Here is a 15,395-nt window from a genome sequence, read left to right on the forward strand (position 1 = left end):
AATTATGCAGAAATTGAATTCATACGAGATGTGATTTCAGCAAAATAAACGTCTTCTAAATTAGCTGTACTAGCCTCAAAAGAAGCATCTGGTTGGTTGTCGCTTAAAACATGTATAACCGTTTGGCCACTTTTAAGTTGTGTAGAAATTACTTGCATTTCAGTTTGATAATTTTCTAACTGAGATTTTTCAATTGCTTTTTTCCAAACACGACCTTGAATTTCCTCTGTTATAATACTAGGATTTCCTTTGGCCACAACTTCACCTAAACAAATAATAGCCATGTTATTGCATAAGTTAGAAATGTCTTCAACAATATGGGTAGAAAGTATTACAATAGTGTTTTCTCCAATTTCACTTAATAAATTATGAAAACGCACACGTTCGGCAGGGTCTAATCCGGCAGTTGGTTCATCTACAATAATTAATCTAGGGTCACCAATTAAGGCTTGAGCAATACCAAAGCGTTGTTTCATTCCTCCAGAATAGGTTCCTAAACTTTTATTTCGAACCTGCCACAAGTTTGTTTTGTTTAATAAAGATTCTACTAAATCTTTACGTTCTCCTTTATTAGATACACCCTTTAAAGAAGCAATATGATTTAGCATATTATAAGAACTTACTTTAGGATATACACCAAACTCTTGTGGTAAGTAACCAAGAATTTTTCGCACTTTATCTTTTTCATTTAAAATGTCTATGTCTCCTAACATTACAGATCCAGAATCTGCTTGTTGAAGTGTTGACAGGGTTCTCATTAACGAAGATTTACCAGCACCATTTGGTCCTAAAAGACCAAACATTCCTTGAGGAATGTTTAAAGTGACATCTTTTAAAGCTTGAACACCGTTTGAATAGGTCTTGCTTAAGTTTTTGATTTGTAATTCCATGTATTGAACTATTTTTTGGTTGGTTAATTATTAAAGATAGTAAAATAATATTATGATATTGGTTTTAAGTTGTTTAGAGTTGTTTTAAGAGTGAGTTGGAATTGTTAAGTGTAATTAAGATGAATGAAATTAACAAAAAAACCACCCTGTTTTCACAAAGTGGTTTATATATAATAGGTTGCTGAATTATTTCAGCGTTTCAACTTATTTTATCATTTCGTAGCTACGTTTAATGAAGTTAGTTAATTCTTCACCTTTCAATAAGCCTTGAGATAAACGAGCTAAGTCTAAACTTTGAGTTACTAAACGCTCTTGTTTCTTTTTGGTTTTTGTATTTAAAATTTCGCTAACCAATTCAGAGTTTGTGTTTACAACCAAGTTGTACATTTCTGGCATGCTTCCAAACATATTCATACCGCCACCGCCGCCAGTAGCTTGCATTTCTTTCATTCTACGCATAAATTCTGGTTGCGTTATTGTAAATGGAGATTCGTTACTATCCATAGCTTCTAATTGTACCATAAATTTTTCAGAAGGAATAACTTCTTTTAATAACTCATCTAAAGCTTTTGTTTGATCTTCATCTAATTTAGAAATAGTTGTTTCATCTTTTTTAATTAAATTATTAACATGATCTCCATCTACACGTGCGAAAGTTACGTTCTCTTTTGTACTCTCTAATTTTTGAATTAAATGAGATACAATAGGCGAATCTAATAAAAGAACCTCGTAACCTTTAGCTTTTGCACTTTCAATATAGCTGTGTTGTGCATCTTTATCTGAAGTATAAAGAATAACTAATTTACCATCTTTATCAGTTTGGTTTGCTTTTAATTTGTTGAATAATTCTTCGTAAGTAAAGTATTTACCATCAACAGTTGGGTATAAAGCAAAGGCATCAGCTTTTTCAAAGAATTTGTCTTCAGAAAGCATTCCGTATTCAATCACGATTTTAATATCGTTCCATTTTGCTTCAAAATCTTCACGGTTATTGTTGAATAACGATTTTAATTTATCGGCTACTTTTCTAGTAATGTAAGATGAAATTTTCTTAACAGCACCATCTGCTTGTAAGTATGAACGTGATACGTTTAACGGAATGTCTGGAGAATCAATAACTCCACGAAGCATAGTTAAAAATTCTGGAACAATACCTTCAACATTATCAGTTACATAAACTTGATTTTGGTAAAGCTGAATTTTATCTTTTTGAATGTTTAAATCCTGTCCCATTTTAGGGAAATACAAAATCCCTGTTAAATTGAACGGATAATCTACATTTAAGTGAATGTTGAATAAAGGCTCTTCAAATTGCATTGGGTACAATTCATGGTAAAAACCTTTGTAATCCTCTTCTTTTAAATCTGCTGGTTGTTTTGTCCAAGCTGGATTTGGGTTGTTTATAATGTTATCAACCGTAATTTGTTTATGAGGTTCGGTAGTTTCTTTTCCGTCTTTATCCTTTGTTGTTTTAGGCGTGAAATCTGGATCGTTTACTTCCTTAGTTCCAAATTTAATTGGAATAGGCATAAACTTGTTATACTTTAATAACAGTTCTTTAATTCTGTTTTCTTTTAAAAATTCTGTAGAATCTTCAGCGATATGAAGGATGATTTCTGTACCTCTTTCAGTTTTATCTGAAGCTTCTAAAGTAAATTCTGGCGAACCATCACACGTCCAATGAGCTGCTGGTTCATCTTTAAAAGATTTAGTAATGATTTCTACTTTTTCAGCAACCATAAATGCTGAATAGAAACCAAGACCAAAATGACCAATAATTCCAGAATCTTTAGCAGAATCTTTATACTTATCTAAAAACTCTTCAGCCCCAGAAAAAGCAACTTGATTAATGTATTTTTCAACTTCATCAGAAGTCATACCTAACCCTTGATCAATAATATGAAGTTTTTTTCCTTCTTTATCTATTTTAACTTCAATTTTTGGATTACCATATTCTACTTTTGCATCTCCAATACTAGTTAAGTGTTTTAACTTTAAAGTTGCATCTGTTGCGTTACTAATTAACTCACGTAAAAATATTTCGTGGTCGCTGTACAAGAATTTTTTAATAAGCGGAAAGATATTTTCTACCGATACATTAATATTTCCTTTTGTCATGATATATAATGTTTTGTTATTATTTTATTACTTCATAATACTAGTCAACAAAAATGCCAATTGATAAAATATGACAAACTGACATTTTATAAACAATATTTTACGATACTATTAATATTGATTAAATTACGCTCCTTAATTTTATCATATTGATAGAATCTTACTTTTAAAATGTATATTGAATAAAAATATAGAATATGTATAATTCGAAAATAACAGGTTTAGGTAAATATGTGCCTGATAATGTGGTGACTAATGATGATTTATCCAAAATAATGGATACCAACGATGCGTGGATTCAAGAACGAACAGGTATAAAGGAACGTAGATGGATTAAAGAAGGAACTGAAGACACCTCTGCTGTTATGGGTGCCAAAGCAGCAAAAATTGCTATTGAACGCGCTGGTTTAACAAAAGATGATATAGATTTTATTGTATTTGCAACTTTAAGTCCAGATTTTTATTTTCCTGGTTGTGGTGTTCAAATTCAAGATATGCTGGATATGCCAACTATTGGTGCTTTAGATGTTAGAAACCAATGTTCTGGTTTTATTTATGCGATATCTGTTGCAGACCAGTTTATTAAAACGGGTATGTATAAAAATATTTTGGTTATTGGTGCCGAATACCATAGCAATGGATTAGATAAAACAACTCGTGGTAGAGGTGTAACAGTTATTTTTGGAGATGGAGCAGGAGCGTGTGTTTTAAGTAGGGAAGAAGATAATACTAAAGGCATTTTGTCAACACATTTACATAGTGAAGGTAGGCATGCCGATAAATTGATTGTTGAATCACCAAGTATTGCACATTGGGTTCCCGAAATTATGAACTCAAAAGAGGAAGATTTATCTTATTTCCCTTTTATGGATGGACAGTTTGTGTTTAAAAATGCTGTTGTGCGTTTTAGTGAAGTTATCATGGAAGGCTTAGTGAAAAACGGATTACAAAAAGAGGATATAGACATGCTAATTCCGCATCAAGCTAATTTACGTATTGCACAATTTATTCAGAAAAAATTTGATTTAAGTGATGATCAAGTTTTTAATAATATTATGAAATATGGAAATACAACTGCAGCGTCAATAATTATTGCATTAACTGAAGCTTGGGAAGAAGGTAAAATTAAAACAGGGGATAATGTTGTATTAGCAGCCTTTGGAAGTGGATTTACTTGGGGTAGTGCTATTATTAAATGGTAATAATTATATCTTTTATATAAAAAAACGAAAAACCCGAAACTGTAAAGTTTCGGGTTTTTCTAGCTATTAATCAACTTCAACTAACACTAACTTGAAGAATCTCATTATATTAGACGTATAAAATCATATAAAATTGCATGAGTTTGTAATATTTAACTTTATTTAACATAAATAACAAAAAACTCGAAATATGAGTTTCGAGTTTTGCATAATACAAATCTGTAATTCACGAATTTTTTGTGTAGACGACTAACTCTAAATAATTATTCTTTCGCAATTGGTTAGATTGTATATGCGTTTAACGTTCTGTTATTGCGTTTATTGTGTAAAATCTAAATTTTTTTAAAAATTCATAATGTAGACTAAAAGCAAAACCCCAAAACATATTTGTTTTGGGGTTTCTTTTTAATATCCTTGCATGACACTAACCATCAATTATTATGCAGGTTATTAAAATTGTATTTTAGATAAATCCTCCACCATCAGATTTTGTGTTGTCGTCTCTATTTTTACGAGATTTTGCACGGTATTTTCCACCACCAAAACGGTAGTTTAAACTAACATTCCAAGTATTACTTTCCCAATTAAATTCTCCATTTTGTACAAATGGTCTTGTACCTGTAAAACCAAATTTCATAGTATCGAAAACATCATTGTAATTAAAACCAAAAGTTGCTCTATTATCTTCAAGGAAGCTATATCGCATTCCTAGGTTAACGAAATACATAGGTTTTACATCGAATTGAAGTGTTTTGTTTTTTCCTCTATAAAATCCGAAAGCGGTAAAGGCAAGTTTTTTATTTACGCTAAAATTGTTGAACATTCTAAAATTATAAGCGGCATTGTCAACTTCAGATACATTGGTTTCAATATCTGCTATGGTTGCATTTTCAATAAGTACACCATCTCTAATGTTTTCTGCAATACCTTTTTGCGATTGCGAGTAAAAATCAAAGCTACCATTAATACTCCACCATTTTTTTGGTCTGTAATTTGCCGATACTTCAACTCCATAAGCAGAGGTGTTATCAAAATTGTCATGTGTTAAAATAATACGACCAGAGGTTACATCGCTTCTATCAATAAATAGTGCTCTGTTTATTTCGTCTGAAATTGCACGATAAAATACTCCACCAGTAATGCTTCCTTTATTATTATTTAAATTTCTAGTATAATTTACTTCTAAAGAATTAGTAAACTGAGGCTCTAAATCTTGTTTCCCATAAGAAGATATTAACGGAGAACTCCATTCCTTAATTGGATTTACTTGACCAATTCCTGGACGATCAACACGACGGCTATAGCTTAATTGATACGAATTTTTATCTGAAGGTGTATAGGTTATAAATAAAGAAGGATAAACTTGAAAATAGTCACTATTAAACGCTATTTCTGTTATATCATCTGTAACTACATCTGTTTGTAAAGCAATAGCATCAACATTCACATTTTCTAATCGAGCACCAACTTGATAGGTCCATTTGTCAAAACTTTTACTAAAATTGGCATAAGCCGAATAAATATCTCTAGTATAATCAAAATCTGTACTTGGTGTTGGAGTTAAATCTCCCATATTGTTATAAGATTCGCCAGTAGAAGAATACAAAATATTTGTATTAAACAATCTTGCTTGCAACCCTAATTCTAATTTAGTGGTCTCAGATAGAGGATTCACATAGTCAAGATTAACTGTTGTGCTTTCGTTTTCAGCTTCGTTAAAATCTGTATAGTCATTTAGTGGTCCTGCAATTTGATTAAAAAATACTGGGTTTTCACTTTCATAAATATTGTGGTCTATTTCTAATTCAATATTTTCTCCTTCTTTGGCAAAATCTAACTTGTAGTCAAAGTTGTACTGAGAAGAGTTGTTGTCACCTATATTAGAAAAAATTTGATCTTGATTAAAAGTAGTATCATCGTAAAATATAGCAGATGTTCTACCCACCGTACTATTTTCTGATGTGTTTTGATTTGTAAAAACAGATATGGTATTTTTGTCATTTAAGTAAAAATCTACACCAACTTTGTATTGATGGTTTTCTCTTTTATCTAAGAATTTAAAAAATTGCTCAGAGTTGTTTTCTGGTCTAGAAATAAGTCCTCTATTTCTGTTTTTAGAAATATTATTGCTGTAGTTTCCAAAAAAGTTAAATTTTCCATTTCTATAGTTCATGTTTAGTGCACTATTAAATTTTGCTTCTATTTCATGACTAAGCCCAATATTAAAACTGCCATTAAAACCAACCATAGTATTTTTATGTAGTATGATGTTAATAATGCCACTCATACCTTCCGGATTATACTTAGCTGAAGGATTGGTTATTAGTTCTATTGATTTAATTGCGGTTGAAGGAATTTGTTTTAATAATTGTGCCGTGGGAATATTTGATAGTTTACCATCTACCATAACACGTACATTGGAGTTGCCACGTAAACTAATATCGCCTGTTTGTGCATCAACATTAACAGATGGAATTCCTACCATTAATTCAGAAGCGGTTCCGCTTGCAGCAAGATCTTTCCCTATGGTAATTACTTTTCTGTCAACCTTTTGTTGAATGGTTGAAACTTCTGCTACAATGGTTACTTCGTCTAATCCTTCGGCGGCTTCTTCAAGTAGGATATTGCCAAGGTTAACTTTGTAATTGCCTTTACTTATGTTTATGTTTTTTGAAATAGTTTTGTAACCTATATATTGAATGCTTACAATAATATCTCCTTCTTCAATTTTTTCAATTTCGAATGAGCCATCTTCAAGTGTGATGCCACCCGTTAATGTTTCGCCTGCAATATTTTTTACAATAATGTTTACATAAGGTAAGGGTTGTTTTAATTCTGCGTCTAATACAATTCCTGATATTGAACCAGTTTTATCAGAGTTTTTTTTGGGGTCTGTGGAATGTGCTTGAGTAATAGAAGTCACTAAAAGTAAGCACATGAAAAGTAGTTTTTTCATTTTGATTGATTATTTTTTGATTGATGTTTGATGTGATTATTAAGTAGACGCCTTAAATTAATTTATGTTACTATATTTATAACTTCTTAACATTTTTTTAACAAATGAGTAAAAAAACATTGGTGCTTGGGGCATCATTAAAACCTAATAGATATTCAAATTATGCCATACAACGTTTGGTCTCTAATAAGAATGAGGTGTTGGCATTTGGATTAACAAAAGGAGAGGTTTCTGGAGTTGAAATTGATACCGAATTGTTACCATATAAAGATGTTAACACAGTAACGTTATACTTAAATCCTAAAAGGCAAATAGAATATTACGATTATATTGTGTCTCTAAAACCTAAACGTGTTATTTTTAATCCAGGAACGGAGAATCCAGAATTATACAAGATTTTAAAAGATAATAATATAGCTTTTGAAACAGCTTGTACTTTAGTGTTGCTTTCTACTAATCAGTATTAAGCCCAAGAAAGTTAAAATGCCATTTATAATTAATATTTCAAAACCTATTTGGTAGCCGTTTAATAAATCGACAGAATAATCATTAATAAAATAGGATATAATGGGAGCTGCAATAGCAATTATCCAAACGTATTTATCTTTTAATTGTGCTTTAGTAAAAATACCAAAGGCAAATAAACCAAGTAATGGTCCGTAAGTATAACCTGCGGCTTTGAATAATTCCCAAATAACAGAAACATCTTTAAAAATCGCATCAAACATTACAATAACAACGACTAATAAAATACTAATAAAAATATGTGTGCGTTTTCTAATTCGTTTTTGAGATTCTTTTGGTTTTTTATCTAACTCAATAATATCAATACAAAACGAGGTTGTTAATGCTGTTAAAGCAGAATCGGCGCTAGAATAAGCCGCAGCAATTAGTCCTAATAAAAAGAAAGCTGAGGTTACAATACCAATTTCTGGCATCATAGCTATAGTTGGAAATAAATCATCTTTTTTTGCAGTTATTCCATGCTGACTTGCATATTGTGTTAAAAGCAAACCTAGAACTAAAAAAAGAATATTTACAAAAATTAAAACCACACTAAAAGACACCATATTCTTTTGAGCTTCTTTTAAGTTTTTACAGGTTAAGTTTTTTTGCATCATATCCTGGTCTAAGCCTGTCATGGTAATTGTAATAAACATACCAGCTAGAAAACTTTTAATAAAATATTGGGCATCATTTACATCATCAAAGAAAAACACTTTGCTCATTGTATTTTCTTTTACGTTAGTGTAAACTTCAGAAATACTATGTAAATCTAGAGCAGAAGCTAGAAAAACAATAGTTACCACTACCGAAACAAGCATAAAAAGCGTTTGTAAAGTATCAGTAAAAATAATAGTTTTAATACCGCCCTTAAAGGTGTAAAGCCATATTAAAGCAATAGTAATTATTACAGTAATTGTAAAAGGAACGCCATATTGGTCGAATATTAAAAGTTGTAATACTTTGGCAACTAAAAACAGCCTGAAAGATGCTCCAATAACTCTAGAAATTAAAAAAGCAACAGATCCTGTTTTGTAGCTTACATTACCAAACCTGTCTTTTAAATAAGTGTATATTGAAGTTAAATTAAGTTTATAATAAATTGGAAGTAAAACATAAGCAATAACTAAATAGCCAAAAAAGTAGCCAAAAACGACCTGTAAATAACCAAATTGTTTAGTTTCTACTGCACCAGGAACTGAAATAAAAGTGACTCCAGAGAGTGATGCGCCAATCATCCCAAAAGCGACTAAGTACCATGGTGCCGACTTGTTTGCTTTAAAAAATGCTTCGTTAGAATCTTCTTTTCCAGTAAAGTAGGATATCAAAATTAAAACTCCAAAATAGGCAGCTATAAGAAGCATGATTTGTGTGGCAGTCATATAAACGTTTTTCAGGTTTTGAAAATACAAATATTAAATTACAACCCTATAAGTAATTTAAAAGAGTTATCTAAAATTAGTGAAATTCATGTCTAAATAGTAAATTCGCAGACTATGGAATTTTCTTCAAAACTACTTGAACGAGCAGTAAATGAAATGTCGCAATTACCAGGTATTGGTAAGCGCACAGCTTTGCGTTTAGTGTTGCATATGCTTAGGCAGCCAAAAGAGCAAACTACAGCATTATCTGAAGCTTTGCAAACTATGAGAAATGATGTTAAATTTTGCAAATCTTGTCATAATATAAGCGATGTTGAACTTTGTGAAATATGCTCAAATCCAAATAGAATTGAAAATACTATTTGTGTAGTTGAAGACGTTAGAGATGTTATGGCTATTGAAAATACAAGTTCATATAAAGGCTTATATCATGTTTTAGGAGGTAAAATTTCCCCTATGGATGGTATCGGGCCACATGATTTAAATGTTGAATCTTTGGTTAAAAAAGTGAAAGAAGGTAAAGTGAAAGAGCTCATATTTGCTTTAAGTTCAACCATGGAAGGCGACACCACAAATTTTTATATTTATAAGCAAATTCAAGATTATGAAATTCTTACATCAACTATAGCTAGAGGTATTTCGGTTGGTGATGAATTGGAGTATGCCGATGAAATTACCCTTGGTAGAAGTATAATTAACAGAATTCCGTTTGAAACCTCTTTAAAACTTTAAGTGAACTAGCTATTTGAAACTCTCAATTGTTATATTAAATTATAATGTGCGTTACTTTTTAGAACTCTGTTTAAAAAGTGTTCAAGCAGCCATTTATAATCTTGATGCAGAAATTATTGTTGTAGATAATAATTCTGCGGATGATAGTTGCAAAATAGTTAAAGGGTTATTTCCAAATGTAAAACTTATAGAAAATAAAGAGAATTTAGGGTTTTCAAAAGGCAATAATATAGGTATTTTGCAGGCGAAAGGTGAGTATTTGTGTATTTTAAATCCAGATACAGTAGTTGCTGAAGATACTTTTGAAAGGCTTTTAGAGTTTGTAGAAAAAAAAGAAAAACTTGGCATTGTTGGATGTAAATTAATAAATGGAGTTGGTGATTTTTTGCCAGAAAGTAAGCGTAACATTCCTTATGTTAAGGCAGCGATTAAAAAGCTGTTAGGTAATACTAAAGATTATTATGCTAGTCATATAAATGAAAATAAAAGTGGAAAAGTAGATGTTTTGGTTGGCGCTTTTATGTTTTTAAAAAGAGAAGTTTATAATGAAATAGGCGGGTTTGATGAAGACTATTTTATGTATGGCGAAGATATAGATTTATCATATAGGATATTAAAAAAAGGCTATAATAACTATTATTTTGGTGAAACAACGGTTATTCATTTTAAAGGCGAGAGTACCTTAAAAAACAGGTTATATGCTCGTCGGTTTTATGCTGCAATGCAGATTTTTTATAAAAAGCACTTCAAAAAAAATATTTTTTTTGATATACTTGTTTGGTTGGCTATCAAATTAGTTTCTTTTTTTAAAAAGAAACTAAACATTGAAACGAAAAACATTAAAAAATATATTTTTATTTCCTCGACGATTAATGAAGCTTTAAAGTCTGTTTTATCAAAAGATATAATTGTGAGTTTAGATTTAAGTTCTATTGAAAATGATACAGAAGTTATTTTTGACGCCAATTTTTTATCATACAAAGAAATTATTGATTTTATGCAAAGCAAAAGAAAATCCAAGCTTGTTACATATAAAATATTACCTGAAAAGTCTAAATTTGTATTAGGAAGTGATAATGCACTAATTAGAGGAGAAGTTATTGATTTTGATTAGTTTTTTTGTAAATAATTCAGTTAAAACAATGTTTTTTCATTAATTTTGCAAACGAAAAATAAAAAAGACACATTACGTTATTGATATGGCAAAATTTGAACTGAAATTACCAAAAATGGGAGAAAGTGTTGCTGAAGCAACCGTAACATCTTGGTTAAAAGAAGTTGGAGATACTATTGAGTTAGATGAACCTGTTTTAGAAATTGCTACAGATAAAGTTGATAGTGAGGTTCCTAGTGAGGTTGAAGGTGTTCTTTTGGAGCGTTTTTTTAATGTAGATGATGTTGTTCAAGTAGGTCAAGTCATGGCTATTATAGAAATAGAAGGTGATGATGAAGTAGGTGAAACAAACACCAAAGAAGAAGTAAATGAAGATCAAGAAGAAGTTGTAGAACAAATTTCTCAAACAATTTCTGTTGCTAAAGAAGTTGCAACACCAGTAATTTCTAGTGAAGATAGATTTTATTCTCCTCTAGTTAAAAATATTGCAAAAGCTGAAGGTGTTTCTCAATCTGAGTTAGATGCTATAGTAGGAACAGGAAAAGATTCTCGTGTTACTAAAAATGATATTTTAGATTACATACAGAATAAAGAAAATAAATCAGACAAAGTAGAAGCAAAAGTTAGCGCGCCAATTGTTCAAGCTAAACCTACTGAAAAAATAAAAACAGAAAAACCACCAGTAATTTCGAGTGGTGAAGACGAAATTATAGAAATGACCAGAATGGGCAAGCTTGTTGCACATCATATGGTTGAATCTGTTCAAACATCGGCTCATGTTCAAAGTTTTATTGAAGCAGACGTTACTAAAATTTGGAATTGGAGAAAGAAAGTTAAAGATACGTTTATGAGGCGTGAGGGTGAAAATTTAACCTTTACACCAATTTTTATGGAGGCAATTGCGAAAGCATTACGCGATTATCCTATGATGAATATTTCTCTTCAAGGTAATACTATTGTTAAAAAGAAAAACATCAATTTAGGTATGGCAGCTGCTTTACCAGATGGTAATTTAATTGTGCCAGTTATTAAAAATGCAGATCAACTTAATTTAGTTGGCATGACAAAACAGGTGAATGATTTAGCAAGAAGAGCACGTTTAAATCAGTTAAAACCTGATGAGGTACAAGGAGGAACTTACACGGTTACTAACGTGGGAACTTTTGGAAGTATTATGGGTACGCCAATTATTAATCAACCTCAAGTTGGTATACTAGCACTTGGTGCTATTAGAAAGGTGCCAGCGGTAATTGAAACTCCAGAAGGAGATTTTATAGGTATTCGTTATAAAATGTTTTTATCTCACTCTTATGATCATCGTGTTGTAAATGGCGCTTTAGGTGGTCAATTTGTTAAAGCTGTAACAGATTATTTAGAAGCTTGGGATAGTAATAGAGAGATTTAAAAAGTAATTATATAAAGATGTTACAATCCAATCGTTAAAACGGTTGGATTTTTTTATTTTTGCACTAACATTAAGTAAATTCTTAAAATGCAATTAAACTTAACAAAACCTATTTGTTTTTTCGATTTAGAAACAACAGGCATTAATATATCAAAAGACCGAATTGTTGAAATTTCTATTTTAAAAGTTTTTCCAAATGGGAAAGAAGAAAGCAAAACATGGTTGGTGAATCCAGAAATGACAATTCCTAATGAAGTAATTGAAATTCATGGAATTACAAATGAAAAAGTAGCAAACGAACCTACCTTTAAAGAGTTAGCAAAAGAGGTTAATAATATGATAAAGGATTCAGATTTAGGAGGTTTTAACTCTAATAGGTTTGATATTCCTTTACTAGCTGAAGAAATGTTACGCGCGGATATAGATTTTGATATGAAAAATCGTTTAGCAGTAGATGTGCAAACTATTTTTCATAAAATGGAACAACGTACATTAAGTGCAGCTTATAAGTTTTATTGCGATAAAAACTTAGATGGGGCTCACAGCGCAGAAGTGGATACAAATGCTACTTATCAGGTTTTAAAAGCGCAAATAACTAAATACGAAGAAGTAGAAAACGACACTAAGTTTTTAGCAGAGTTTAGCTCAAGAAAAAAGTTTGCCGATTTTGCGGGTTTTATAGCTTATAATAAAAAAGGAGAGGAATGTTTTTCATTCGGGAAACATAAAGGAAAATTAGTTACAGAAGTTTTAGAAAGCGAACCAGGATATTTTGGTTGGTTACTAAATGCAGATTTTCCACTATATACTAAAAAAGTACTTACAGCTATAAAGCTTAGAAATTTTAATAATAAGTTAGGATAGTATGAAGCTTATTTGCATAGGGAGAAATTACACCGAACATATAAAAGAATTAGAAAATGAAAAACCAACAGACCCTGTAGTTTTTCTTAAACCAGACACGGCTATTCTTCTTAAAAAGCAACCTTTTTTTATTCCAGATTTCTCAAATGATGTTCACCATGAAGTTGAGATTTTAGTAAAAATAAATAGAGTAGGTAAGCATATAGATAGAAAATTTGCTCATAAATATTATAATGAAATTGGTTTAGGTATCGATTTTACAGCACGTGATTTACAAAGTAAATTAAAAGAAAAAGGTTTACCTTGGGAGAAAGCAAAAGCTTTTGATGGAGCAGCTGTAGTTGGTAATTGGTTGTTGGTTAGTGACATAGGTGATGTGGATGCTGTTGAGTTTTCTTTAAAAAAGAACGATAAAATTGTTCAAAAAGGAAATACAAGCCACATGCTTTGGAAAATTGATGAAATAATAGAATATGTGTCGAAATATTTTACTTTAAAGATTGGAGATATTATATTTACAGGCACACCTGCAGGAGTTGGCAGGGTAATTGCTAATGATAAATTAAAAGGATTTATAGAAGACAAAGAAATGTTTTCAATAACAGTAAAATAAATGGAACAACATTACAAATTATTCAGAATACGCGAATTAGCTGATAACGATGAAGATTTTATAAAAACATTAGCTGAAGCATTTTTGGAAGAAGTTTCAGTTGATGCAGATCGCTTAAAAAATGCAGTAGCTAAAAAAGATTATCAAGATGCATATCAAGCTGCTCATAAAATGAAACCAACTATAGATTTATTTGAACTTGGTGTTCTTGAAGATTTAATTGAAGTTCAAGATTGGGGTAAGTTTACAAAAACAGATTTAGATATTACAGATAAACTTCATATTGTAATGGTAGCTGTTGATAATGCATTGGAAGAAATAAAATCGGATTTTAATTTATAAATGAATGCAAGCAGAAATCATAACAATTGGTGATGAACTTCTTATTGGGCAAGTTATTGACACCAATTCTGCATTTATAGCAAAACATCTAAATAAAATTGGAATATCAGTTTATCAAATCACTTCAGTGCAAGATGATAAAGTACATATTCTAAAAGCCTTAAAAGATGCCGAAAGCAATGTAGATATTATTATTCTAACAGGAGGTTTAGGTCCAACAAAAGATGATATCACAAAAAAAACAATAGCAGAATATTTTAATGACACATTAGTACAAGATATTTCAGTTTTAGAAAATATTGAATCCATTTGGAAGCAATATGTTCGTCAAACACTCTTACAAGTAAATAAAGATCAGGCTTTAGTACCATCAAAAGCAACGGTTTTAATGAATACAGTTGGTACAGCACCAGGAATGTGGTTAGAGAAAGAAGATAAAACTTTTATATCACTACCTGGAGTTCCTTTTGAAATGAAAGCATTAATTACCAATAGTGTTATTCCTAAATTAAAAGATAAATATCATTGTCCGTTTATTTTACATAAAACCTTATTAGTTTATGGTTTAGGAGAAAGTACTTTAGCGGCCAGAATAGAAACATGGGAAGATGCTTTACCAGAACATATAAAATTAGCTTATCTACCAAGTTTAGGTAAAATGAGGCTGCGTTTATCTTCAAAAGGTTTTGATAGAAAGAAAGTAGAAGAAGAAGTTCAGCAGCAAATTGATAAAGTATTACCATTAATTAAAAAAGAATTTTTTGGTTATGAAGATGAAGATGGTAATGAAGAAACTGTTATTGCAAATCAGCTTACCAAAATAGGAAAATCTTTAGCAATAGCTGAAAGTTGTACAGGAGGTAAACTAGCACAACTATTTACGACACATTCCGGAGCATCACAATATCTAAAAGGAGGTGTAGTAACTTATTCAACGCAATCCAAAATTGATGTTTTAAACATACCAAAAGACGTTATAGATGCAAATTCTGTGGTTAGTGCACAGGTTGCAGAAGCTATGGCACAAAATGTTTTAAAATTATATAAATCTGATATTGCAGTTTCAACAACAGGTAATGCTGGTCCAACAAAAGGTGATTCAAATGCAGAAGTTGGTACTGTTTTTATAGCTATTGCTACAAAAATCGGTGTTTATTCTGAGGAATTTAACTTCGGAAATAATCGTGCTAGAGTTATAAATAAAGCCGTAAATAAGGCCTTAGAAATGCTTCAAAAAGAAATTTTTAAAAATAGATAAAATTTAAGTTGGCAT

Annotated in this window: 13 protein-coding genes; 9 read left to right on the forward strand and 4 right to left on the reverse strand. The window is 30.7% G+C overall.

The window, feature by feature from the left end:
• Nucleotides 1-2 precede the first annotated feature (2 nt).
• Both BT151_RS14140 and htpG read right to left on the reverse strand, forming a co-directional pair.
• Nucleotides 3-890, reverse strand: coding sequence for an ABC transporter ATP-binding protein (locus tag BT151_RS14140; protein WP_072402983.1), 888 nt, complete (start codon nucleotides 888-890; stop codon nucleotides 3-5).
• A gap of 204 nt (nucleotides 891-1,094) precedes the next feature.
• Nucleotides 1,095-3,008: a molecular chaperone HtpG gene (htpG, locus tag BT151_RS14145; protein ID WP_072402984.1), complete on the reverse strand. Its 1,914-nt coding sequence runs from the start codon at nucleotides 3,006-3,008 to the stop codon at nucleotides 1,095-1,097.
• A gap of 197 nt (nucleotides 3,009-3,205) precedes the next feature.
• On the opposite strand from htpG, the gene BT151_RS14150 reads away from it, so the two are divergent.
• The gene (locus BT151_RS14150) at nucleotides 3,206-4,210 is read left to right on the forward strand and encodes a 3-oxoacyl-ACP synthase III family protein (RefSeq protein ID WP_072402985.1); all 1,005 of its coding nucleotides are present in this window, start codon (nucleotides 3,206-3,208) and stop codon (nucleotides 4,208-4,210) included.
• A 463-nt stretch (nucleotides 4,211-4,673) separates the two neighbouring features.
• Here the strand turns inward: BT151_RS14150 and BT151_RS14155 are convergent, their stop codons facing one another.
• Complete coding sequence (locus BT151_RS14155) at nucleotides 4,674-7,166, reverse strand: TonB-dependent receptor (protein WP_072402986.1); 2,493 nt, start codon at nucleotides 7,164-7,166, stop codon at nucleotides 4,674-4,676.
• 104 nt (nucleotides 7,167-7,270) lie between these two features.
• On the opposite strand from BT151_RS14155, the gene BT151_RS14160 reads away from it, so the two are divergent.
• Nucleotides 7,271-7,633 (forward strand): CoA-binding protein, encoded by a 363-nt coding sequence (locus tag BT151_RS14160; protein WP_072402987.1) that lies wholly within the window; start codon nucleotides 7,271-7,273, stop codon nucleotides 7,631-7,633.
• On the opposite strand, the gene BT151_RS14165 is transcribed toward BT151_RS14160, so the two are convergent.
• Nucleotides 7,604-9,052 (reverse strand): sodium:solute symporter, encoded by a 1,449-nt coding sequence (locus tag BT151_RS14165; protein WP_072402988.1) that lies wholly within the window; start codon nucleotides 9,050-9,052, stop codon nucleotides 7,604-7,606. The genes BT151_RS14160 and BT151_RS14165 overlap by 30 nt on opposite strands.
• 114 nt (nucleotides 9,053-9,166) lie before the next feature.
• Here BT151_RS14165 and recR point away from each other — a divergent pair, with 114 nt between their 5' ends.
• From recR to BT151_RS14200, 7 genes are all read left to right on the forward strand, one after another.
• Nucleotides 9,167-9,784 carry a recombination mediator RecR gene (gene recR, locus BT151_RS14170; protein WP_072402989.1) on the forward strand — a complete coding sequence of 206 codons (618 nt, stop codon included), beginning with the start codon at nucleotides 9,167-9,169 and terminating at the stop codon, nucleotides 9,782-9,784.
• 13 nt (nucleotides 9,785-9,797) lie between these two features.
• The gene (locus tag BT151_RS14175) at nucleotides 9,798-10,898 is read left to right on the forward strand and encodes a glycosyltransferase family 2 protein (protein ID WP_072402990.1); all 1,101 of its coding nucleotides are present in this window, start codon (nucleotides 9,798-9,800) and stop codon (nucleotides 10,896-10,898) included.
• 85 nt (nucleotides 10,899-10,983) lie between these two features.
• Entirely contained in the window at nucleotides 10,984-12,303 is a 1,320-nt protein-coding gene (locus BT151_RS14180; protein ID WP_072402991.1) for a dihydrolipoamide acetyltransferase family protein, read from the forward strand.
• An 87-nt stretch (nucleotides 12,304-12,390) separates the two neighbouring features.
• The gene (locus BT151_RS14185) at nucleotides 12,391-13,167 is read left to right on the forward strand and encodes a 3'-5' exonuclease (protein ID WP_072402992.1); all 777 of its coding nucleotides are present in this window, start codon (nucleotides 12,391-12,393) and stop codon (nucleotides 13,165-13,167) included.
• A gap of 1 nt (nucleotide 13,168) precedes the next feature.
• Nucleotides 13,169-13,780, forward strand: coding sequence for a fumarylacetoacetate hydrolase family protein (locus BT151_RS14190; protein WP_072402993.1), 612 nt, complete (start codon nucleotides 13,169-13,171; stop codon nucleotides 13,778-13,780).
• Nucleotides 13,781-14,122 (forward strand): Hpt domain-containing protein, encoded by a 342-nt coding sequence (locus BT151_RS14195; RefSeq protein WP_072402994.1) that lies wholly within the window; start codon nucleotides 13,781-13,783, stop codon nucleotides 14,120-14,122. It begins immediately after the preceding gene.
• Between the two features lie 4 nt (nucleotides 14,123-14,126).
• Nucleotides 14,127-15,380, forward strand: coding sequence for a competence/damage-inducible protein A (locus BT151_RS14200; protein ID WP_072402995.1), 1,254 nt, complete (start codon nucleotides 14,127-14,129; stop codon nucleotides 15,378-15,380).
• The last annotated feature ends 15 nt before the right edge of the window (nucleotides 15,381-15,395 follow it).

The sequence above is a fragment of the Flaviramulus basaltis genome, from assembly GCF_900114265.1.
Classification (GTDB): Bacteria; Bacteroidota; Bacteroidia; order Flavobacteriales; family Flavobacteriaceae; genus Flaviramulus; species Flaviramulus basaltis.

Excerpts from the sequence above, each read along its gene's own strand:
- BT151_RS14160 (WP_072402987.1), top strand. The coding sequence starts at position 7,271 with ATGAGTAAAAAAACATTGGTGCTTGGGGCATCATTAAAACCTAATAGA.
- BT151_RS14165 (WP_072402988.1), bottom strand. The coding sequence starts at position 9,052 with ATGACTGCCACACAAATCATGCTTCTTATAGCTGCCTATTTTGGAGTT.
- BT151_RS14185 (WP_072402992.1), top strand. The coding sequence starts at position 12,391 with ATGCAATTAAACTTAACAAAACCTATTTGTTTTTTCGATTTAGAAACA.
- BT151_RS14190 (WP_072402993.1), top strand. The coding sequence starts at position 13,169 with ATGAAGCTTATTTGCATAGGGAGAAATTACACCGAACATATAAAAGAA.
- BT151_RS14155 (WP_072402986.1), bottom strand. The coding sequence starts at position 7,166 with ATGAAAAAACTACTTTTCATGTGCTTACTTTTAGTGACTTCTATTACT.
- BT151_RS14150 (WP_072402985.1), top strand. The coding sequence starts at position 3,206 with ATGTATAATTCGAAAATAACAGGTTTAGGTAAATATGTGCCTGATAAT.
- recR (WP_072402989.1), top strand. The coding sequence starts at position 9,167 with ATGGAATTTTCTTCAAAACTACTTGAACGAGCAGTAAATGAAATGTCG.
- BT151_RS14180 (WP_072402991.1), top strand. The coding sequence starts at position 10,984 with ATGGCAAAATTTGAACTGAAATTACCAAAAATGGGAGAAAGTGTTGCT.
- BT151_RS14140 (WP_072402983.1), bottom strand. The coding sequence starts at position 890 with ATGGAATTACAAATCAAAAACTTAAGCAAGACCTATTCAAACGGTGTT.
- BT151_RS14200 (WP_072402995.1), top strand. The coding sequence starts at position 14,127 with ATGCAAGCAGAAATCATAACAATTGGTGATGAACTTCTTATTGGGCAA.
- BT151_RS14195 (WP_072402994.1), top strand. The coding sequence starts at position 13,781 with ATGGAACAACATTACAAATTATTCAGAATACGCGAATTAGCTGATAAC.
- htpG (WP_072402984.1), bottom strand. The coding sequence starts at position 3,008 with ATGACAAAAGGAAATATTAATGTATCGGTAGAAAATATCTTTCCGCTT.